Source organism: Flavobacterium sp. 2755 (assembly GCF_031455715.1).
Taxonomy (GTDB): domain Bacteria; phylum Bacteroidota; class Bacteroidia; order Flavobacteriales; family Flavobacteriaceae; genus Flavobacterium.
Genome location: NZ_JAVDTG010000008.1, coordinates 256,487 through 276,295 on the forward strand (window position 1 = coordinate 256,487; position 19,809 = coordinate 276,295).

At 30.1% G+C, this 19,809-nt stretch carries 20 protein-coding genes and 1 tRNA gene; 17 read left to right on the forward strand and 4 right to left on the reverse strand.

The annotated features are described in order from the left end of the window. Window positions 1–10 precede the first annotated feature (10 nt). From J2Y38_RS18810 to J2Y38_RS18820, 3 genes are all read left to right on the forward strand, one after another. On the forward strand, window positions 11–874 hold the full coding sequence (locus J2Y38_RS18810) for a bestrophin family protein (RefSeq protein ID WP_053471393.1): 864 nt from the start codon (window positions 11–13) through the stop codon (window positions 872–874). Between the two features lie 135 nt (window positions 875–1,009). Further along, on the forward strand, window positions 1,010–3,430 hold the full coding sequence (pheT, locus tag J2Y38_RS18815) for a phenylalanine--tRNA ligase subunit beta (RefSeq protein ID WP_309845544.1): 2,421 nt from the start codon (window positions 1,010–1,012) through the stop codon (window positions 3,428–3,430). 614 nt (window positions 3,431–4,044) lie between these two features. Next, on the forward strand, window positions 4,045–4,479 hold the full coding sequence (locus J2Y38_RS18820) for a hypothetical protein (protein ID WP_309845547.1): 435 nt from the start codon (window positions 4,045–4,047) through the stop codon (window positions 4,477–4,479). 331 nt (window positions 4,480–4,810) lie between these two features. On the opposite strand, the gene J2Y38_RS18825 is transcribed toward J2Y38_RS18820, so the two are convergent. Continuing rightward, window positions 4,811–5,065 carry a hypothetical protein gene (locus tag J2Y38_RS18825; protein WP_309845549.1) on the reverse strand — a complete coding sequence of 85 codons (255 nt, stop codon included), beginning with the start codon at window positions 5,063–5,065 and terminating at the stop codon, window positions 4,811–4,813. Between the two features lie 42 nt (window positions 5,066–5,107). Here J2Y38_RS18825 and J2Y38_RS18830 point away from each other — a divergent pair, with 42 nt between their 5' ends. Both J2Y38_RS18830 and J2Y38_RS18835 read left to right on the forward strand, forming a co-directional pair. Next, window positions 5,108–5,896 (forward strand): ATP-binding protein, encoded by a 789-nt coding sequence (locus tag J2Y38_RS18830; RefSeq protein WP_309845551.1) that lies wholly within the window; start codon window positions 5,108–5,110, stop codon window positions 5,894–5,896. Continuing rightward, window positions 5,880–6,530 (forward strand): response regulator transcription factor, encoded by a 651-nt coding sequence (locus J2Y38_RS18835; protein WP_309845555.1) that lies wholly within the window; start codon window positions 5,880–5,882, stop codon window positions 6,528–6,530. The genes J2Y38_RS18830 and J2Y38_RS18835 overlap by 17 nt, the downstream gene beginning before the upstream one ends. Here the strand turns inward: J2Y38_RS18835 and J2Y38_RS18840 are convergent. Beyond that, window positions 6,527–7,039: an adenine phosphoribosyltransferase gene (locus J2Y38_RS18840; protein WP_309845558.1), complete on the reverse strand. Its 513-nt coding sequence runs from the start codon at window positions 7,037–7,039 to the stop codon at window positions 6,527–6,529. The genes J2Y38_RS18835 and J2Y38_RS18840 overlap by 4 nt on opposite strands. Before the next feature lie 112 nt (window positions 7,040–7,151). Between J2Y38_RS18840 and J2Y38_RS18845 the strand changes: the two genes are divergently transcribed. The 3 genes from J2Y38_RS18845 (at window position 7,152) to J2Y38_RS18855 (ending at window position 9,766) form a co-directional block, all read left to right on the forward strand. After that, window positions 7,152–7,225, forward strand: a tRNA-Arg gene (locus J2Y38_RS18845). Window positions 7,226–7,466: 241 nt separating this feature from the next. After that, on the forward strand, window positions 7,467–8,888 hold the full coding sequence (locus J2Y38_RS18850) for an AAA family ATPase (RefSeq protein WP_309845559.1): 1,422 nt from the start codon (window positions 7,467–7,469) through the stop codon (window positions 8,886–8,888). Then, a complete protein-coding gene (locus J2Y38_RS18855; protein ID WP_309845562.1) occupies window positions 8,888–9,766 on the forward strand; it encodes a DUF4435 domain-containing protein in 879 nt (292 codons plus the stop codon). Before J2Y38_RS18850 ends, J2Y38_RS18855 begins: the two co-directional genes overlap by 1 nt. A 44-nt stretch (window positions 9,767–9,810) precedes the next feature. Here the strand turns inward: J2Y38_RS18855 and J2Y38_RS18860 are convergent, their stop codons facing one another. Both J2Y38_RS18860 and J2Y38_RS18865 read right to left on the reverse strand, forming a co-directional pair. Continuing rightward, window positions 9,811–10,992: a hypothetical protein gene (locus J2Y38_RS18860; protein WP_309845564.1), complete on the reverse strand. Its 1,182-nt coding sequence runs from the start codon at window positions 10,990–10,992 to the stop codon at window positions 9,811–9,813. 69 nt (window positions 10,993–11,061) lie between these two features. Continuing rightward, the gene (locus J2Y38_RS18865) at window positions 11,062–11,841 is read right to left on the reverse strand and encodes a GGDEF domain-containing protein (RefSeq protein ID WP_309845566.1); all 780 of its coding nucleotides are present in this window, start codon (window positions 11,839–11,841) and stop codon (window positions 11,062–11,064) included. Between the two features lie 433 nt (window positions 11,842–12,274). Here J2Y38_RS18865 and J2Y38_RS18870 point away from each other — a divergent pair, with 433 nt between their 5' ends. The 9 genes from J2Y38_RS18870 (at window position 12,275) to J2Y38_RS18910 (ending at window position 19,486) form a co-directional block, all read left to right on the forward strand. Beyond that, the gene (locus J2Y38_RS18870) at window positions 12,275–12,631 is read left to right on the forward strand and encodes a hypothetical protein (protein ID WP_309845568.1); all 357 of its coding nucleotides are present in this window, start codon (window positions 12,275–12,277) and stop codon (window positions 12,629–12,631) included. Continuing rightward, window positions 12,628–13,200 carry a hypothetical protein gene (locus tag J2Y38_RS18875; protein WP_309845570.1) on the forward strand — a complete coding sequence of 191 codons (573 nt, stop codon included), beginning with the start codon at window positions 12,628–12,630 and terminating at the stop codon, window positions 13,198–13,200. Before J2Y38_RS18870 ends, J2Y38_RS18875 begins: the two co-directional genes overlap by 4 nt. A 206-nt stretch (window positions 13,201–13,406) precedes the next feature. Then, complete coding sequence (locus tag J2Y38_RS18880) at window positions 13,407–14,576, forward strand: tyrosine-type recombinase/integrase (RefSeq protein ID WP_309845571.1); 1,170 nt, start codon at window positions 13,407–13,409, stop codon at window positions 14,574–14,576. Between the two features lie 3 nt (window positions 14,577–14,579). After that, the gene (locus J2Y38_RS18885) at window positions 14,580–14,891 is read left to right on the forward strand and encodes a hypothetical protein (RefSeq protein WP_309845573.1); all 312 of its coding nucleotides are present in this window, start codon (window positions 14,580–14,582) and stop codon (window positions 14,889–14,891) included. Then, window positions 14,881–15,837, forward strand: a complete 957-nt coding sequence (locus tag J2Y38_RS18890; protein ID WP_309845575.1) for a hypothetical protein — start codon at window positions 14,881–14,883, stop codon at window positions 15,835–15,837. The genes J2Y38_RS18885 and J2Y38_RS18890 overlap by 11 nt, the downstream gene beginning before the upstream one ends. Window positions 15,838–16,474: 637 nt before the next feature. Beyond that, the gene (locus tag J2Y38_RS18895) at window positions 16,475–16,705 is read left to right on the forward strand and encodes a DUF2188 domain-containing protein (RefSeq protein WP_309845577.1); all 231 of its coding nucleotides are present in this window, start codon (window positions 16,475–16,477) and stop codon (window positions 16,703–16,705) included. Further along, on the forward strand, window positions 16,680–17,993 hold the full coding sequence (locus J2Y38_RS18900; RefSeq protein ID WP_309845580.1) for a nucleotidyltransferase: 1,314 nt from the start codon (window positions 16,680–16,682) through the stop codon (window positions 17,991–17,993). The genes J2Y38_RS18895 and J2Y38_RS18900 overlap by 26 nt, the downstream gene beginning before the upstream one ends. After that, a complete protein-coding gene (locus tag J2Y38_RS18905; protein ID WP_309845581.1) occupies window positions 17,983–18,471 on the forward strand; it encodes a hypothetical protein in 489 nt (162 codons plus the stop codon). Before J2Y38_RS18900 ends, J2Y38_RS18905 begins: the two co-directional genes overlap by 11 nt. Then, window positions 18,461–19,486, forward strand: a complete 1,026-nt coding sequence (locus J2Y38_RS18910) for a CBASS cGAMP-activated phospholipase (protein WP_309845583.1) — start codon at window positions 18,461–18,463, stop codon at window positions 19,484–19,486. The genes J2Y38_RS18905 and J2Y38_RS18910 overlap by 11 nt, the downstream gene beginning before the upstream one ends. Window positions 19,487–19,809: the final 323 nt, after the last annotated feature.

The following is a 19,809-nucleotide window of genomic DNA, read 5'->3' on the forward strand; positions in this document are numbered from 1 at the left end:
ACAAACTTAGATGATCTCTTATAATACCAAAGAATGGTTTACGTTCATATTCCATTTTCATAAATCAGATACCGTTAGAAAACTATTTCCAATCATGCTTGCGATTGGTGCTTATGCCGCAGCCGTTGGATATCTGGAAGTTGAATATTTTAAAGTTGGCAAAAATGATTATATCCACAACATTCCTATTATGCACGGAATGCTTGGTTTTGTCATTTCGTTATTGCTGGTTTTTAGAACAAACACCGCTTATGACCGTTGGTGGGAAGGACGTAAACTTTGGGGAGGTTTAGTAAACAGCAGCCGTAATCTGGCTATAAAATTGTCTGCAATTTTGAAGGATGAAAACGACAGGAGTTTCTTTAGAAAATTTATCCCGTTATATGCTGATATTCTGCACAAACATTTAAAAGATGCTGACACCAGTAAACAGCTTTTTGAAGATGTTGATTTAGAAATTGACCATCATAAACACAAACCCAATCAGTTAAAAAGAATTATGTATCATAAAATCAATGATTTGTATGATGCAAAGAAAATTACAGGCGATCAATTAATCATTTTAAATGACGAATTGCAGTCGTTTACAGATATCTGCGGTGCGTGCGAGCGTATCAAAAACACGCCTATTCCCTACTCTTACAGCGCTTTTATCAAGAAATTTATCTTCTTTTATACCATGACGCTTCCGTTTGGATATTCTATTAGTTTGGGGTATTTTGTAGCGCCGGTAGTTGTTTTTATATTTTACGTTTTAGCGAGTTTAGAGCTTATTGCTGAGGAAATCGAAGATCCGTTTGGAGATGACGAAAATGATCTTCCAACAAAAAAGATTTCTGAAAACATCAAAAAACATATTGAAGAATTGATTTAAACCAGCTAGAATTCAAAAGAATAACACACAATTTTGAGTTTTACATACGTTTTAAGACAGAAAAACCAAATAAATTCTTTCTTACTACAATTCTCAATCCTTATATTTGTATCCTGATAAAAGAATAAAACTAACATGAAAATATCTTATAACTGGTTAAAACAATTCATTAAAACGGATTGGACTTCTGAGCAAACTTCTGAATTATTGACAGATCTGGGTCTTGAAGTTGAAGTTGTTGAGAAATACCAGTCTATTAAAGGCGGATTAGAAGGAGTTGTTGTAGGTCATGTACTTACCTGCGAAAAACATCCTGATGCAGACCGATTAAACATTACTACAGTAAATATTGGCTTAGAAGCTCCTGTGCAAATTGTATGCGGCGCTGCAAATGTGGCTGCGGGACAAAAAGTTCCTGTTGCAACTATTGGAACCGTTTTATATGACAAAGAAGGCGTTGAATTTACTATTAAAAAAGGTAAAATTCGCGGACAGGAAAGCCACGGAATGATTTGTGCCGAAGATGAATTAGGTCTTGGGAATGGTCACGACGGAATTATGGTTCTGGATGAAAATCTGGTTCCGGGAACTAAAGCTTCTGAAGTTTTTCAAATTGCAGATGATGAAGTTTTCGAAATTGGTTTAACGCCAAACCGTGCCGATGCAATGAGCCACTTTGGTACAGCACGTGATTTAAGAGCCGGAATGCTTCAAAGAGGTGTAAATGTAGAATTGATTACACCATCTGTAAGCAATTTTAGAGTTGATATGCGTACACTTAAAATTGATGTTAATGTTGAAGAACCAGCTTTAGCACCAAGATATTGCGGTGTAACAATTTCAGGAATTACGGTTCACGAATCTCCAAAATGGCTACAAGACCGTTTGAAAGCAATTGGTTTAACTCCAAAAAATAATATTGTTGATGTTACTAATTATGTTTTACATGAATTAGGACAGCCGCTTCATGCTTTTGATGCTGCAAAAATTACCGGAAAAGTAATTGTAAAAACATTGCCTGAAGGAACAAAATTCACTACGCTTGATGATGTTGAAAGAACATTGCATGCAGAGGATTTAATGATTTGCGACGAAAAAGGTCCACTTTGTATTGCAGGGGTTTTTGGAGGAAAAAAATCCGGAGTTACAGACGGAACAACTTCTATTTTCTTAGAAAGTGCTTATTTTGATGCTGTAAGCGTTCGTAAAACTGCAAAAAGACATCAATTGAATACCGATGCTTCTTTTAGATTTGAAAGAGGAATTGACCCAACTATTACAGAATATGCTTTAAAACGTGCAGCTATCTTAATTCAGGAAGTTGCAGGTGGAAAAATCACATCAGATGTTGTAGAAGTTTATCCTAAAAAAGTAGAAGATTTTTCTGTTTTATTAAATTTCAGCCACGTTTCTAAAATCATTGGACAGGAAATTCCAAAAGATACCATTAAAAAAATCCTGGTTTCTTTAGATATTAAAGTAAACAGCGTTTCTGATACTGGCTTAGGTTTAACTATTCCTGCATATCGTGTTGACGTACAAAGAGAAATTGATGTTATCGAAGAAATTCTAAGAGTTTATGGTTACAACAATATTGAGTTTTCTAAAAAATTCAATGCAACGGTAGCCAATTCTCCAAGAACAGAAGATTATAAAGTACAAAATGTTATCGCATCTCAATTAAACTCTCAAGGTTTTCATGAAATGATGGCAAACTCTTTAACAACAGCTGCGTATGCAAAATTATCGGCTGTTTTAAAAGAAGAACATAACGTTACGATGTTAAATCCTTTAAGCAGTGATTTATCGACAATGCGTCAATCGTTGTTGTTTTCTGCCCTTGAAGCGATTTCATACAATATTAATAGAAGAAATTCTGATTTAAAATTATTTGAATTCGGAAAATCCTATCACAAATACCTAAACGGTTACGAAGAGCACAAACATTTAACTTTGTCTATTTCTGGAAACAGAAACAAAGAAAGCTGGACAACGCCACAAAAAGGAACTGATTTCTTCTTATTGAAAGGATATGTAAAAGGTATTTTGGCTCGTTTGGGAATTGAGAAAATTTCGAATGCTCCGGTTCAGTCTGATGTTTTCTCAGAAGGAACTTCAATTTGCTACAACAACGATACATTGGTTGAAATGGGAGTTGTGAAGAAATCGATTTTAAAGCATTTCGGAATCAAACAAGATGTTTATTATGCTGATTTCAACTGGGATTTGATTTTAAAAATCATTACAGGAAAAATTAAGTATACTGAAATTCCTAAGTATCCGGAAGTTCGCAGAGATTTAGCTTTATTAATCGACGAGAAAACAACTTACGAAAGTATTTTTAACCTGGCGAGACAAACGGAAAAAGCGCTTTTAAAAGACATTAATTTATTTGATGTATATCAAGGCGATAAACTTCCAGCTGGTAAAAAATCGTATGCTTTAAGCTTTACAATCCAAGATAATACAAAAACGCTTACTGACGCTCAGATTGATAAAATCATGTCTAAATTACAACAGACTTTTGAAACTGAACTTGGCGCAAGCTTAAGATAAATTCTAAAAGTTATAAAAAAACAAACCCGACAGGTATTATACATGTCGGGTTTGTTTTTTGTTTCAAGTTTTTTTGCTTCAAGTTTCAGGTTTCAGGTGGTTGCCTGAGTATTATTTGCCATAAAACTCGCAAAGAATTTCACAAAGTGTATGAATATTTTTGTTGACCCACATCTTCAAAACATCTCTTTCTTTACGCAATTCTTTGCGGACTTTGCGGTTCATTAACAAGCTGCCGAGCCTGAAACCTTAAACACCAAAAAACAAAACACTAACTAATTAAATATCTATTCCAAATTTGATCCCCAAATCATAATTGTTAATTATTGATTATTAGTTATAATTTTTCATTCTGTCTTTTTTCTGCTAAAAAAATTTTTACTGCTGTTTACGCGTTTTTAGCATCGATTTTTATTCCTAAAAATTGACATCGTAAAATTATTTAATTACAAAATAGAATTAAGCGGTATTTTAACCCGTTTTTTTAGATAATTTTACCTGAAGAAAAAAGGGTATTTTTCCCCTTGTGTTGTTTTTAGGCATCAAATAATTTTGTCGTCTAGAATTAAAAAAACTGTAAACTAAACCAGTAACCAATTAAATTAAAAATAACAATGAAAAATCCTCCCGCAAAACCGAATCAGTTAATAACTAAAGAATTTGCAAAGCAATTAAATGTTAACTACAACAATAAAAAAGCAGCATCCTTAACAGGAAAACGTGCTAAAAAAGAAGATGCAAATGCCGTTTGGTACTCATTAGAAGCTTTAGAAAGTTATATACACTATATTAAAACCCATGGCGCACAAGACGGATATAACGTAGATGGAATACGTTTTTATTTTGGTGTATACCCAGATGATGAACAACACGGTGAAAAAGCCGGATTAACAACCCTATTCTTGGTTCCAACAGGAAAAAAAGTTGAAGATAGTACTGCACAAGTTCAAAGTTTCGCAAAAATTCAGGAATCAGCTCCTGCTGATATTCAAAGTCTTGATCCTATGAATTACGGTAATATCGGCAGACCGCCAAGCTTAATCTATTAATAAAAACTATGTTTGAATTTTTAAGATCGTATATCATTTATTTAGCTTTATTATCAGGAGGCATCGGATTAATTTCAATGCATAAATTACCTGGTAATAAAGCTAAATTTTTAGTAATTTTAATCTTTTTTTCTGCACTAATAGAATTAGTGGGATATTATTTTACCTATTTGACCGGCTTATTAAATTATTATGTCTATAATTTCTATATGTTTGTCAGCTTTTCTGCCTATATACTACTGCTCCGAAGTCTTTTGTCGAAGATAAATTACAGGATGACGGCAGTTTTCTTTTTAATTCTGTTTATTGTTTCTTTCTTTTTAAACATAATTTATTTTAAAGAAGATACAAATCGTTCCTTTACATACAGTTTTGCCATAGGAGTAATGTTAGTATTAATATTATCCTGCTTATATTTGGTGGAGATTTTTAATTCAGACAAAATTTTAAATTTCAAACGATCTGTTTTTTTCTGGTACATTTTAGGAATACTGGTTTTCCATGTTCCTTTTACGCCTTTTATGTTAGCCATCAATTGGTTTCTTATTAAACAAGACGAATCGGTATTTAGTTTAGTATTGTTCATCTTAAATTTTTTAGCACATAGTTGTTATATTATAGGTTTTTTATGGAGCGAAAAGAAATACAACTATTAGTAATTTCATTAGGTATTGTTTTTTTTACTTTACTGGCCGTTGTACTTGTACTTTTCTTTTATTTTTTAAAGAAGAAAAACAGCTATCTGGTCGAAAAAATGGAATCTGAGATGTATTTTCAATCTGAGTTGGTAAAAACCCGCATCGAAATTAAAGATCAGACGCTTTCTGAAATCAGTAAAGAACTTCATGATAATATTGGCCAGATTATATCGGTTGGAATTATGCAGCTCAATATGTCTATAAGCAGTAAAAGTATTCAGGTAGAGGAATTAAAAGATCTTAAAAATGTGCTTGCAAAAGCACTCGACGAACTCAGGATTTTATCACGCATTATTAATAAAGATAATTTACTGCAAAGCAATTTTATTGAAGCTATAAAACAGGATTTAATACGTATAAAAAAACTTAGAAAAATTCAGTATCGTTATAATTTGACAGGAGAAATTCCGAAGATAAGCGAAGAACACGATTTGTTTATTTACAGAATCTTTCAGGAAGCTTTACATAATAGTTTAAAACATTCTCGCAGCGATTTATACGAAGTAAATATTGTAACAACTGAAGATCTTTTTCAATTAAAATTAAAGGATTTCGGAATTGGCTATGATCCTCTTAAAGCAAATTCCGGACAAGGATTAACCAACATGAAACTGCGGGCCAAACTTATTGGAGCGCAATTGATCATGGAATCAGATTCATCAGGAACAACCGTAACTTTAGAATACCCTTTAACCACAACCAATGAAACCGAATACTAAAAGTAAAATTATTATTGTCGACGATCATCAGCTTTTTTCCCAATCATTAGAACTTTTAATTAAAAGTTTTGGAGACTACGATGTTATCGAGCGATTTGAAAACGGAAAGTTGTTTATTTCCTATCTTGAGGAAAATCCGGATACTAATATCGATTTGGTATTATTAGATGTTAATATGCCTGTTTTAGACGGTTTAAGCACGATGAAATGGGTTAAGGAAAACAGACCTAATTTAAAAGTAATTGCACTTTCTGTAAACGACGATGAAGAAATCATTATAAAAATGATTACAAACGGTGCAAAAGGCTATTTACTAAAAGATACATCTCCGGAAATTTTTAAGGAAGCTATTGAATCTGTTATCGAAAAAGGTTATTATTTTACCGAATTGGTTTCGGGAATGCTCGTTAACAAAGTCAACAGCGATAATAAAAAAATCAGTTTAAAGGAAAAAGAACTGGTTTTTATAAAACATGCCTGTACTGAGATGACGTATAAAGAAATCGCCTCAGAAATGTGTTTAAGCCCTAAAACCATTGACGGTTACAGGGAATCTTTATTTGATAAATTAGAGATAAAAACGAGAATAGGTTTAGTTTTGTACGCTGTTAAAAATAAAATTGTATTTGTTTAGTAAGACAATGCTGCAAAGATTGGAAACTCTTTGATTTTTTCTCTTCCGTTAAGGAAAGTCAGTTCCATTAAAAAATTACATTGTACAATTTCACCGCCTAGTTTTTCAACTAGTTCGCAGACTGCTTTTGCAGTTCCGCCAGTTGCCAAAACATCATCGTGAATTAAAATGCGATCTCCTTTTTGAATGGCATCGGTATGCATTTCAAGACTATCAGTTCCATATTCTAATGCGTAAGAAGCCGAAATAGTTTCATAAGGCAGCTTTTTAGGTTTCCTTACCGGAATAAATCCTGCATTTAGTTCTTGTGCCAATAACATTCCGAAGAAAAAACCACGACTTTCTGCCCCTACTACCTTATCAATTTTCTGTCCTTTTAGAGAATTTACCAAAATAGATAAGCATTCTTGCCTCGCTTCAACGTCATTTAACAGCGGAGTGATATCTTTAAATAAAATTCCTTCTTTAGGAAAGTCCTGAATATCACGTATATAATTTTCAATCTTCATTTTTTTTAAATTTTCTGTGTTTTTTTGCTTGTTTATCTCACATTTATCTCTATATTTGCACCCGCAAACAGCGTTCAACAAAGCTACGAAAATTAGGTGAACCAAGCAAAAAGGCCTCGTGGCGCAACTGAATAGCGCATCTGATTACGGCTCAGAAGGTTACTGGTTTGAATCCAGTCGAGGTCACGATAATATAGAACGAATAGTTCTAAAAGCAAACTAAAACCCGCTAATAGCGGGTTTTTTATTGGACATTATTAGACTTTAATGGACAATAATAGACACATTTCCTTCCCCTATAGTTCCCCCTTTCGATTTCTTGAGAAATTATGTAAATCTACCTAGTCTATTTTTAATTAATAATAGCTACATTTGGATAATTCCTACTTTTAAACTAGGGAAATCTTAAATCAAAAAATTTTAATAAATGATAACTAAAATTGAGGTACAAGGACTATATGAAGTCTTTAATCACAGTATTTCTTTAAAGGATGAATCTATTACATTAATTCTTGGTGAAAACGGGCTAGGTAAAACATTAATTTTAAAAATGATAAAAGCTTTTTTTGATAAAGATTTCTTTGAATTAAACTCCTATCATTTTACAAAATTTATATTAAACTTTGATGATGAATCAATTATTACAGTAAGTAAGGGAGTAAAAAACAATCTTTCTGAGAATTTTAATATTGCCTATAAAAGAAAAAGTAAAAATCTGGAAAAATATGTTTTAAACTTAAACAGTTATAAAACTACATCTGGAAGGATCAATATAAATACAAAACATTTTTATGGCGGTGGAAACGGTTATGATAAAAGTGGCAATTTAGTCTATTACAACGATTTTAATAGTACTGAATTCAGCTTAGGCATTTACTTACCTCCTTTTGTAGAAAAAGTTGGTAAAAATAAATGGCTGGACGAAAGTAGGGGTGTTTTAATGTCAACGGATGACGTTTTAGACTATTATCAAGAATACTTACCTAAACATCTTATTAAAGATTTTAATATTAATTCGGGCTTACCAAAATGGTTAACTGATAAAACAGATTCTGTAAATACAAAATTTATAGAAACTCAGAGGCTTTTAACTAAGATAAAAGCTGGAGAATCTGAATATCATTCATCTGTTTCTCGTTATTCAAAAGAATTAGTAGAGGCTATAAAAAATAGAACGGTAGCTGCAACAGATTTAGCTTCAAAGTTAGATAGAAGTTATCCTAATCGAGTAATCCATGAAATAACTAAAATAAAAAAAATAAGTGATCAAGAAATTGAAGTAGGATTATCTAATCTTAATAAAAGGAGAGAGGTATTAAATAAGGTAGGACTACTTGATACAGAAGAAGAAAATTTACAACCAATTAATAATGCTATCAACAGGCAACAAGCTGAAAATAAAGAACTACTAAAAGATGTCCTTCAAATTTATCTTGAAGATAGTAATCAAAAATTAGAAATATATTCGGACTTAGCGTCTAAATTAGAATTATTTATCGATTTAATAAATAAACGTTTCTTATACAAAACAATATCTATTGATAAAAAAGCAGGCTTTGTTTTTACATCCTCAATCACTAATAAAAATATACCACTTTCTGGTTTATCTTCGGGAGAACAACATGAATTAGTACTATTTTATCAACTATTATTTAATACAGAGCCAAATTCGTTATTATTAATTGATGAACCCGAAATTTCACTCCATATCTCTTGGCAAAATCATTTCATAAACGATTTAAGAGATGTTATAAAACTAACGAATTTCTCCGCAATTATAGCAACACATTCTCCTGATATTATTAATAGTAACTGGGATTTAACTGTACAATTAAAAGGTATTAATTAATGACACAGTATATTACTCCTGATAGAATTGCGAATTCTATATTACAGAAGAATTTAGATTGCAACTATCTAATAGTTGAAGGAAAAACGGACTATAGACTTTTTAATAAGTTTATAGACAGAAGAAATTCAAGCATTGAAATTGCCTTTGGAAATTTAAATGTTATTGATGTAGTAAACGAACTAAAAAGAAGAAACTTTAATAATGTAATTGGTATAATAGATTCTGATTTCAGAATTCTAGATGAAGAAATTGAAATAGAAGATATTTTAATGACTGACTACCATGACTTAGAAATTTCATTTTTAAACTCCCCTACTTTCGAAACCATAATATCTAATTATTACCAAGAAAATAAATTACAAGAATTATTTAACAATGATTTCTCCGAATTAAAAAGTTATTACTTTGATATATCAAAAAACATTGGATATCTTAAATGGTTAAATAAAATAGATCATCTTGGATTGACATTTAAACCTGCAAATCCTGACGGAAAAACTATTGATTACAATGTGTTTATTTCTGCTAATGACCTTAAATACAAGGGAGATGATAAATTAGTTGATGCAATTTTAAATTTTTGCAATGGAAAAGTTAAAGTCGAAATTAAAAAAGAACAAATATTAGAAAGATTAAATAAGTTTAAAAAAAATGTTGACCTAAATCAATTATGTAATGGACATGATATTATGAATATAATTTCAATTTCCTTACGACAACATATTTCAAATCTTAATTCTAAAGCCATTCCAGCTGATCAGTTAGAAAAAGAATTTTCACTAGCATATGAGTCAAGATATTTCATGGAAACCAATCTTTACAAAAAAATAAAGAGGATTGAGGAAACCAAAGAATTTACCATATTAACTTTTTAAATCTTTTAAATTTAAAAAAAGTATAAGGAAATTTACGAATTTATTTAGTTGTAATTTTTCATCTTTTCGAAATTAGCAATTGAATCATCAATCAACCATTGTAAAGAAACAAATTCTGCACATGATCGAAAAAAATAGTGATCGGATAATTTAACCATTACGGATGGATCATCACTCCATTGTGGCGCTAACGCTACGATAAATCGCTCATCACCTGTAAAGAAAAAATTGTACTTTTTTAAAGAACAGTAGTTTTTTATTTCCTCTAAATCAATGATTATAAAAATAACGAAACTACCATCAATGAAATCTAAATAATCATCAGAATCTAAAATACTTAAAGAGAAAGGAAAATAACCTTGGCCTGTAAATTTGTAATCATTTAGCGAGACCATTATCGGATTCTTAAATTGTTTTAAATTTTGTTCCATGAAATTTTCATCAAATTCCCTTGATATAAAATAAGAAATACCTTTTTCAACTTCAGAAATTGCATTTCTAGTACTTCGCGAGGTTCGAATCAACATATTTAGTGCTTCAATATAATTTATTTCTGTACTATTTAAATCAACACGTATTGTTTCACCTTGGGTCTCATATAAATTATCCGTTTTATCTGTTTTTAAATACTTAACAATTTTATCTGCATTTTCTTTTTGCCTACGAATTCTTGAATTTTCAAATTCACTTGACTTAATTTCAATAAGGCTAAAACCTCCTGGATAAACAACCGTTAAATCACAATATTTCAAGACACTAGTAATATCATTGAAAACAGCAATCATTCCTTCGTGATATATTTTTTTAAAAGAGTCTATTTCTTTTTTTAAGCCCTCCTTTTCAGAAATAAAACCTGCAGATTTTTTAAAATTCTGAGGTTTAATATCAAGTTTACTAATAAAAGTAAAAGCGACTGCATCACCAATGCTACGATAGACATCAATAACAAATCTTATTTTCTCGAGCTTTTCTTCTAAAAATTTGATTTTTGTTTTAATTTTTATAGACTCTTCTTTAGTCAACTTTTGCGAAGGATTTTTTCTAAAAATATTCAAGTCTTTTATTTCCGTTTTTTTTACTCGAACTTTATTTTCTAAGGAAATAATTTTTTTTATAACAGTTAATTGTACATCTTTCCATATTTCTGCATTTAAATACGGTTCTTTACTTGCAAACTTTACTTGGTTCAAAAGTTTCTTTAGAGTAATTCGATGGTATCTTATCATTGTATTTTAATTAATTATTAAGAATGTTCTCTATCCTCTTTTTTTAGTATTACAACGAATAAAATCTACCTAAGACGCATGTTCTGTAGAATTTTTATTTAGATTTTTCTTAGCTATATTTCTCATAGCATAATCAGCTCTATCTAGCAACGTTTTAACTGTATCAGTTTCTTTTAACTGTGCTAAACCACAACAAACAGTAATTTTAAAAACTTCATTGTCAATTAAAAAATTATGATTAGCAATAAATTCTCGCTTTCTATCTGCTGGAATTTTCACTTGCGTAATATTTGTATCTGTATTAACTACTACAAATTCATCTCCTGTTTCATAACGACGAAATGTTTGGTCGGTAATACGAGTATCATCAAGCAATAACTTTCCAACCTCTGAGAGTATTCTGTCTCCAATTGTAGGTGTATGGGACTCATTGAATTTTTTAAAATCATCAATATCAATTAAAATAACTGAAAGAGACTTTCCTGATTTTTTCGATTCATTAATTTTTCCTTCCAAATATTCATCAAGAAGCCGATGACTTTTTAATCCTGTTTTTTCGTCGGTATAAGTTATCTTCTTCAATTTCTCTACCTTTCTTTTGAACACCCTATTCAAAAAAATATAAGTAATTATGATTAAAACTATTCCAGCAAGAATTACTTGGTAAATTCCCAATGAAACTTGTTGATCAAGAAATTTTTCAATATCAATCCTTAACTTAAAAAGTTTATATATGAAAAAGAAAAATGCTCCACCACCAATAAATTTGATTATTATATCATAATATAATTTGGGTAAAAGGTCACTCAAAAACTTCTTATAAGCATCTTCAAATATTGTTATTTTCATATTATTCTTTAGTATTCTTTATTGAGGGTGATGTAATCTGAAAAAAAACTTTCATCAAAAATACAATTAAAACGTTGAAATAATTTTAAAAAAATGCGTCATAGACCTTTAAAAAAATCCTCCAAAGATATTTCATGAATTTCCAAAACCTTAAGTAACGTTTTTAAAGTGATATTACTCCCCGATTCAATACGCCAGTATTGTACCCTATTCAAATTATGGTCAAAAGCGAAAGTTTCGTAGCTCGTGTAACCCTTTGACAATCTGATTTCTTTTAGCTTTTTGGAAATCTGATTGATTTTTAATTCGATATTTTTCTCTGAATTTTCCATAAACGGAAAATTCTCACTAAAACCGCATATATTTTACCGCATATAATATACAAATTACTATTTTAGCTGAAAAATTATTCTCTAACTGTAATATTGTAAAAATGAATGAACCTGAAATTTACATAGAATGGAAACCATTACTTATGTGTCTGGTAGCAATAGCAATTGTAACTCTAATAATTCTATCCATTGTCATTCCTGTAAAAATGGCAAAAAAAAGAGGCAGAAGTGGCTTTGGTTGGTTTATCTTCTGTTTATTTTTTTCTCCATTCTTAGCTATAATCATAATCGCTCTTCTAGGTGAAACTGATGAAAAAAGAAGAGAACGAATTATTGAAGAAGAAAAACTAAGAAATCAATACAGAGACCCTGCTCCTGCAAATTCTCAAAACAATCTTGAAAAATGGTTTCAAGAAAATCCAGGAAAAAATTTAAATGATTATTACAATAAGCGATGAAAACAAAACTACTATTAGCCTTCTTAATTGCAGTCAATACTATTCCTGTTATTTCCCAAACTTTAAACACTAAAGTTGGAGACCAAATACAAGGAGATTTTAATGGCGATGGAAAACTCGAATATGCTTTTCGGGCACAAGTTACAAAGGGACACGGAAATTCTGTTGAAGATGGTATTTCTGACAATTACGAAATACAATTTAGTGATAAAACAATAAAATCTATAAAAGCGAATTGTTGTTGGTTCAAACTTATAAATGAAGGAGATTTAGATAAAGATGGAACTGACGAGTTTTCAATCATACAAGCTCCCGAAAATGGTTGTATCGGCACTGTAACTACTTATACTATAAAAACTAAGAAAAGTTATAAATTATTCCCTAGCTTCTCTATTTTTTGGTGCGCTGAACTTTCTGATTTGGAATTACAAAAATTAGTTGTGCGAGAGAATAACACAATTTACTATTACCTAGCTGATCCTAATGATACAAACTTGCTAAACGAAACTGGCGATAGAATACGTTTTGAAAGACTTAAGAAAACAAAAGCATTTACATTAAAAATTTAGAAAAAAACAATCCTGTAAAAAAAGCGACTTCAAATGGTCGCTTTTTTCATACCCAAAATCCAAATGTTACCAAATTGTAAATTTAACACCAACAAATCGTTAAATAAATCAAAATAAAGATTTTTCACAAAAAAAAGTAAGCCATCCTGATATTACCTAATAAAGCACAATTACAATAAAAAAAATATTAACCAAAAATCCCAACTATGAGAAACTCTTTTTCGGTAAAAACTATCCTAAGAAAAGATAAGTGGAAGTCCGATGACATTAATAGACACCCACTCTATTACCAGATAATTTTTAAAACTGGCAAAACAAAATTACCCTCTGGCAAATATGTGAACATAAATCAATGGGATGAAAAAAAGAAATGCGTTAAAGATTCTTTGCTTAAAAACATTTTAATCAGAGAAGAAAATAGAATTTACAATATTCTTCTAGGAATGGAAAATAACGACGAACTATTTTCTTTAGAAAATGTAAAAAACAGAATTAAAGGTAATGTTGAGGAAAAAATTAATCCTGATTTTTACTTTCATTTAGACGAGATACTAAAGAATAAATTTGCTATCGAAGATTTAGCAAAAGGAACTAAAGACCATTATGACCATCTAATAAAAAGACTAAAATCTTTCAGACCCAAACTTACATTGAATGAAATCAATCCAAGATTTATAGATGATTTTGTTTATTACTTAAAAGTAGATTTAGATTCTGGTAACTCTGGAACTAACAATGTAATTAAGTGTTTAAACACTGTTTTGAAAAAATTTGTAATTGAGAAAAAAATTACTGAAAACCCCTGCATTCATTATAAAAAATTCCCTGAAGAATCTAGTATTATATTTCTAAATCCTGATGAATTAAAAAGATTAATAGATGCCGATTTAAAGTTAGGAAACCTAACAAAAGGCTTAGAACATACCCGAAATCTTTTTTTGTTTAGCTGTTATACAGGACTGAGAGATTCTGATATAAAAACGCTTAAGAAAAAGCACATTGTTGAAAATAAAAAGATTGTAAAAAGGCAGGTAAAAACTAAAGATATTGTAGAAATTCCTTTTAATGAATATTGGTTTGAAATTTTAAAGAAAAATGACTTTGATAAAAAAAAGGATGACGATTTAGTCCTAAAATATACTTGTAATGCCGCTATTAATCGAAATCTAAAATTAATTGCCAAAATCTCTAAAATTAAAAAGAGATTACATTTCCATGCTGGTCGACATACTTTCGGTTCTTTACTTGCTTTACAAGGCATTCCAATTCACTTAATTGCTAAATACATGGGACACAGAGATATAAAGAGCACACAAATATATATGAACTCGGACGAAGAGACCTTATCGAATGTAATGAAAAAAGTAAAATTTTAATTTATGGAATCTATTGTAAAAATCAACCAAAAGCTGATCAAACGAAAATTACTTGAATTAGCTAAAACAAAAAGATTGTTGGAAGCAGAAAAAAACAAAGACAGAGATGTTATTGTAAATGCACTCACACCTAAACTTTCAACAGATATATTAAACTTAAAAACCATAAAAAATGACTATGGTTTTAGTTCAAGAACAATTTACAGATACAGAGCAAAAGGGTTAAAATTTGCAAAAAACTCTTCGAAAGGGTTTGTATATGTAACAAGAGGCGATTTAGAAAACTTTATAAAACAAAATTTATATGATAGATAGAATTAAACTGATGGCGAAAGATATCGATGCAAATTTTTTATTAAATAATTTCCAATGGGAATATAAAAAAATCGATGATGCTCCTTTTAAAGAAGGTAAACAAGCTAATTTAAATAATAAATCTAGTAGATATGGCTTGAGAATGTTATTGTCCAAAAACTTAAATACTAAGACATATACTCTTACAATTGATGGAAGTATTCGAAAATGGTATTTGAATGAAAATGATCGAAGAGATTTGAATTTTGTACAATTTGAAGACTGTATAGAATTATTGGGTAAAAAAATCGGCTTAAAGCAAGGGGAAGTTTGGAAAATATTCAAAGTAACAGCTTTAGAAGTTGGAGTAACTTTATTATTAAAATCCTGTTTCCGAAATATTATGGATTGTTTTGTAAAATATCGAAACGCTAGCAGATCTGATGAATTCAAAACAACTATATATTTTCAATTTAAAAATTACGACATATTACTTTACGATAAATTCTGTGAAATGAAAGGAAATAAAATTTGGACAAAAAAAGAAACCAATGTTTTCAATAAATTTCACTTTTTACGTTTCGAAATAAGCGCTACAAAAGTATCCAATACAACTTTTGCTAAGAAATTTGATACTCTCGAATTAATAAAAAACAATTGGTCTCAATTGTCAATTATTTTAAATGAATACCTTAACAAGATGGAATTTATTGATTTAATTTCTGATGAAAATCTAAATGAATCAAAGACAATATCGGAAATTAATCGACAAATCAAATTCTCTGGAATGAAATCTATAGGCATTCTTAATATCATTGAAGCTTTTAAAAAAATTGAACAGAAAAATAATAAAAGTAAACATCTTAGTGAATTACTTAATATCTACAGATCATTTATTTCGACTGACAGGGATTATAAAAGCGAGCTAATCTTTGCTTTGAAAAAGAAAACCGACAGGCTTCTCTAATAAGATACATATTAGATATATTTATAACCTATTTATAGCCAAATAGCTTAAAGAGGAGAACAAGTATAACTGTTAATTTTACATAAGAGCAGTTACATAAATAAACAAGCGGATTTAGAAACTACAAGTAAAGTTATCTATATCCGCTTTGTTTGTTATTATTTTAAAAGAAATTAAGCATATTGTAATAACTCGATGATCTTAAAATTAACATTTAAAAACAAAATATTAAATTAAGCGATTTAAAGCGTTAAATTATAGTCGCAGACCGAAAAATAACAGCCAATATAAATTTGCTTTAAAACAAGCGAAACCATACTAACTGACAATAAAAACACAATAACCTGCCATTGTTTGCATTTTATTTAATAATATTCTTAAAAGAAGCCATATTGTCATATTTTAAACAATTGTTAAAATGGCACGGATTTTGTAAAAATTTTACTTAATAAAAAAAGTCCTAACCTCTGACCGATAGGACTTTGAATTACAATTATCTATTTAGAATGGTCATTAGAATAGGATACCATTCTGGTTTTGCGAGGCGAAAATACTATTTTATTTCTCTTTTGCAAACTATTACTTCCCTTTCTCGGTAAACGTAGCGCCGAATGCTACTAATTAAAACAAAATAACAATGAAGAATTTTCATTTAGTCCAAGAGGACGGAAAGTACAAGCTGAAAAAAGAGAATGCTGAAAGAGCATCTAAAGTCATTGATACCAATAAAATCGATGCCATTAAACAATCTAAGGATTTTATCCAGAGTCAAGGTGGAGGTTCTTTGAAAATCCATAAAAACGGAGGGGGTTTTCAAGAAGAAAGAACTTATCCTAAATTCCATGACCCAAAAAAAAGTAAAGGATAGAGCTATGATGGACCAATTACAAAAAAGAGAACTTAACGAATTTTTAGATGAATTAAGTAAAGAGCTTGATATAACTAAATCAGAGTATGAGGCTATTGTAAAAAGTTATGAAGCTGTTGGCGATTGGCTTTCCAAAGATACATCTTCGTTAATAAATTACGAACCAAAAATATTACCTCAAGGTTCATTTATGCTAGGAACTATTGTAAAACCAATTTGTGACGAAGATGACATAGACATTGATTTGGTCTGTAAACTTGTAAAAAAACCTAATTCTTGGACACAAAAAGACTTAAAGCAAAGTGTCGGTCAGAGATTAAAAGAAAATGGTGATTATGATAGAATGTTATATGGCTATAAAGATGGTGAATATTATAAAGATGGTGGACGAAGATGCTGGACTTTAAAATATTCAGATGTCGCAGGATATCATATGGACATACTGCCCTCTTTCGCTGATACTAATCTAACTCTTTTACTAGAAAGAAAATTTAGCTCAGGAATTGAATTAGATAGAAATGAACTAAACCGATTAGCTATTAGAATTTCTGATACAGAAAAAGATAATTACAATACAGACACTAATATTGAAAACTGGCATAAAAGTAATCCTTTTGGCTATGCACAATGGTTTTTATTTAAAGCGCAAATAAGTCGTACCAAACTTTTATCATTAAATGAATCTATTGATCCAGTTAGAGTCTATGAAAATGAAAAGCTTCCTCTTCAAAGAGTTGTACAATTATTGAAGAGACATAGAGACATTATGTTTTCTTCTGAAGATTATAATAGTGAAAACAAACCCATTTCAGTAATAATTACAACACTAGCAACTAGAGCATATAATCAAAGCGAAAATCTTATTGATGCCTACACAAATATTGTAAAAAAAATGAGAAGTTTTATTGAAGATAGAACAAATGATAAAACTGGGAAGAACGAAAAATGGGTACCTAATCCTGTCAATCCTGATGAAAATTTTGCGGATAAATGGAGCGAGGTAAAACAAAAAGAAGATTATTTTTACTTATGGCTTAATAAACTTGAAGAAGATTTATTTAAACTAAATGATGGCGCAGGAAAGGGTTTACAATCTTTAAACGAAAATTTTTCCAATATGTTTGGAGACCGTATTTCAAAAAAGGTGTTTTCAAATATTGGAGAAAGAAAAAGGCATTTACGTGAAACTGGAAATCTTAGTATGGCGACAGGAACTGGTTTACTGGGAAATGAAGGAATTAAAGTTAAAGACCATGATTTCTTTGGAGATATAAATAATGGGGAGTAAATATTTTAAAAGAAAAAAGGAATCGAAAAATTTAAAGACTAAAATTGAAATAATTTCGATTAAATCTCAGTTAGAAAGATTAAAAGCTAGCTTCCCAGATTTATTAATTGAAGAATTGAGCAAAACTAAATTTATTGTTTTACTCAAGCTTAGACCCGACGTTTTTAGCAAAACATACGATGTAAAAATTGTTTATGAAATTGGTAAAGTTGTTTCTGTTTTTGTGGTGAATCAAAAACTGAAAGTAGTAGAAAACAGAAAAAAACTGCCTCATGTATATGATAACGATTTACAAAAAATATGTTTGTATTCAAAAGATGGAGGAAATTGGACTGCTGAAAAATCAATCGTTTCTACTATTGTTCCTTGGGCTTCTGAATGGCTTTATTATTATGAAATGTGGTTAATAGACGGAATATGGCACGGTGGTGGTCATAATGAATATGCTAACGAAAACGTATTAAAAGATGAGCAATAATAAATTTAAAATTTTATCTATAGATGGCGGTGGAATAAAGGGTGTTTTTCCTGCATTTTATTTAGCATTAGTAGAACAAGAATTAGCAAAAAGAGACGATGGTAAAACTAAAATAAAAGACCACTTCCATTTGATTACGGGAACTTCAACGGGTGGAATAATCGCATTAGCCTTATCCCTTGGAATCCCAGCAAAAGAAATTTATGAACTCTATCTTAATAATGCTGAAAATATCTTTGGTAATAAAAGAAGTTGTTGGGGAAGATTAAGATATTCTTCTCATAAAAGAGATTTTTTGGAAAAATTAGTGCGAGATAAATTTAAAGAGTATTTTAAAGAAGAAGACCCCAGAATAAAAGATTGTTTAACTGATGTTGCAATTCCTATTTATGATTTAATTAAGGGGAATCCGAGTGTAATAAAGTCACCATATCATCCTAATTTTAAGCGTGACTTGCACATTCCCGCCTATCAGGTGGCAATGGCTACATCTGCGGCTCCAACCTATTTTGACCCTTATTCAGCTGATTATATAGATTTAGAAGGAATGGAAAGACCTTTTAGAAATAAAGCTGATGGAGGTATGATGGCGAATAATCCAACTATTGTTGGGCTCTTAGAAGCTATTAAGGCATTTGGTAAAGATATTAAAGATTTAGAAATATTATCTTTGGGTACTGGATATAAGAAATTCACTGAAGGCGACTCAAAGAGAAATAAATGGGGATTGATTTATTGGATGTTCAAAAATGACCGAAAGAGATTAATTGAGCTATTTATGCAAAGCCAATCCCAACTTGTCGAAAACTATATTAGTTTATTACATAAAGGTATTGATAAAACAGAACAAGATAATCCAAACTTTGTATATGATAGAGTGAATATTTTATTATGTGAAGACGATTTAATCGAGATGGATGAAAGCGACTCTAATAGGATAAAAAACTTTGCTGAATTAGCGATGGCAGAATATCATGAAAAAGGCAGTGGTGTTATGAAAAATCATTTTTATTAAACTTTAATTAATTCTGTAAACATTCCCCCTATAATTCCCCCTTTACAAAATTAGCATTTAAAATTCTTTGTAAATAAAGGATTAGCAACTAAAGTTACGACCCAGTCGAGGTCACGAAATTGAAGAATGAATAATTCTCAAAACAAACAGAAACCCGCTTTTAGCGGGTTTTTTATTGAACATTGTTTGACTTTAATGGACAATAATAGACACTTTTCTTTCCCCTATTGTAAAACTCAGTGATATTGACCACTGTTTTCCAATTTAAAGTGACCACTTCGTTTCGGTTTAAAGTGACCATCTAATTTCGGTGCAAAGTGAGC

Coding starts and splice junctions, on each gene's coding strand:
- J2Y38_RS18885 (WP_309845573.1), top strand. CDS start 14,580: ATGGAATCTATTGTAAAAATCAACCAAAAGCTGATCAAACGAAAATTA.
- J2Y38_RS18850 (WP_309845559.1), top strand. CDS start 7,467: ATGATAACTAAAATTGAGGTACAAGGACTATATGAAGTCTTTAATCAC.
- J2Y38_RS18855 (WP_309845562.1), top strand. CDS start 8,888: ATGACACAGTATATTACTCCTGATAGAATTGCGAATTCTATATTACAG.
- J2Y38_RS18840 (WP_309845558.1), bottom strand. CDS start 7,039: ATGAAGATTGAAAATTATATACGTGATATTCAGGACTTTCCTAAAGAA.
- J2Y38_RS18825 (WP_309845549.1), bottom strand. CDS start 5,065: ATGAACAATACTAAACTAAATACCGATTCGTCTTGTTTAATAAGAAAC.
- J2Y38_RS18875 (WP_309845570.1), top strand. CDS start 12,628: ATGAAAACAAAACTACTATTAGCCTTCTTAATTGCAGTCAATACTATT.
- J2Y38_RS18820 (WP_309845547.1), top strand. CDS start 4,045: ATGAAAAATCCTCCCGCAAAACCGAATCAGTTAATAACTAAAGAATTT.
- J2Y38_RS18880 (WP_309845571.1), top strand. CDS start 13,407: ATGAGAAACTCTTTTTCGGTAAAAACTATCCTAAGAAAAGATAAGTGG.
- J2Y38_RS18900 (WP_309845580.1), top strand. CDS start 16,680: ATGACCCAAAAAAAAGTAAAGGATAGAGCTATGATGGACCAATTACAA.
- J2Y38_RS18860 (WP_309845564.1), bottom strand. CDS start 10,992: ATGATAAGATACCATCGAATTACTCTAAAGAAACTTTTGAACCAAGTA.
- J2Y38_RS18870 (WP_309845568.1), top strand. CDS start 12,275: ATGAATGAACCTGAAATTTACATAGAATGGAAACCATTACTTATGTGT.
- J2Y38_RS18895 (WP_309845577.1), top strand. CDS start 16,475: ATGAAGAATTTTCATTTAGTCCAAGAGGACGGAAAGTACAAGCTGAAA.
- J2Y38_RS18910 (WP_309845583.1), top strand. CDS start 18,461: ATGAGCAATAATAAATTTAAAATTTTATCTATAGATGGCGGTGGAATA.
- J2Y38_RS18905 (WP_309845581.1), top strand. CDS start 17,983: ATGGGGAGTAAATATTTTAAAAGAAAAAAGGAATCGAAAAATTTAAAG.
- J2Y38_RS18830 (WP_309845551.1), top strand. CDS start 5,108: ATGGAGCGAAAAGAAATACAACTATTAGTAATTTCATTAGGTATTGTT.
- J2Y38_RS18865 (WP_309845566.1), bottom strand. CDS start 11,841: ATGAAAATAACAATATTTGAAGATGCTTATAAGAAGTTTTTGAGTGAC.
- J2Y38_RS18835 (WP_309845555.1), top strand. CDS start 5,880: ATGAAACCGAATACTAAAAGTAAAATTATTATTGTCGACGATCATCAG.
- J2Y38_RS18890 (WP_309845575.1), top strand. CDS start 14,881: ATGATAGATAGAATTAAACTGATGGCGAAAGATATCGATGCAAATTTT.
- pheT (WP_309845544.1), top strand. CDS start 1,010: ATGAAAATATCTTATAACTGGTTAAAACAATTCATTAAAACGGATTGG.
- J2Y38_RS18810 (WP_053471393.1), top strand. CDS start 11: ATGATCTCTTATAATACCAAAGAATGGTTTACGTTCATATTCCATTTT.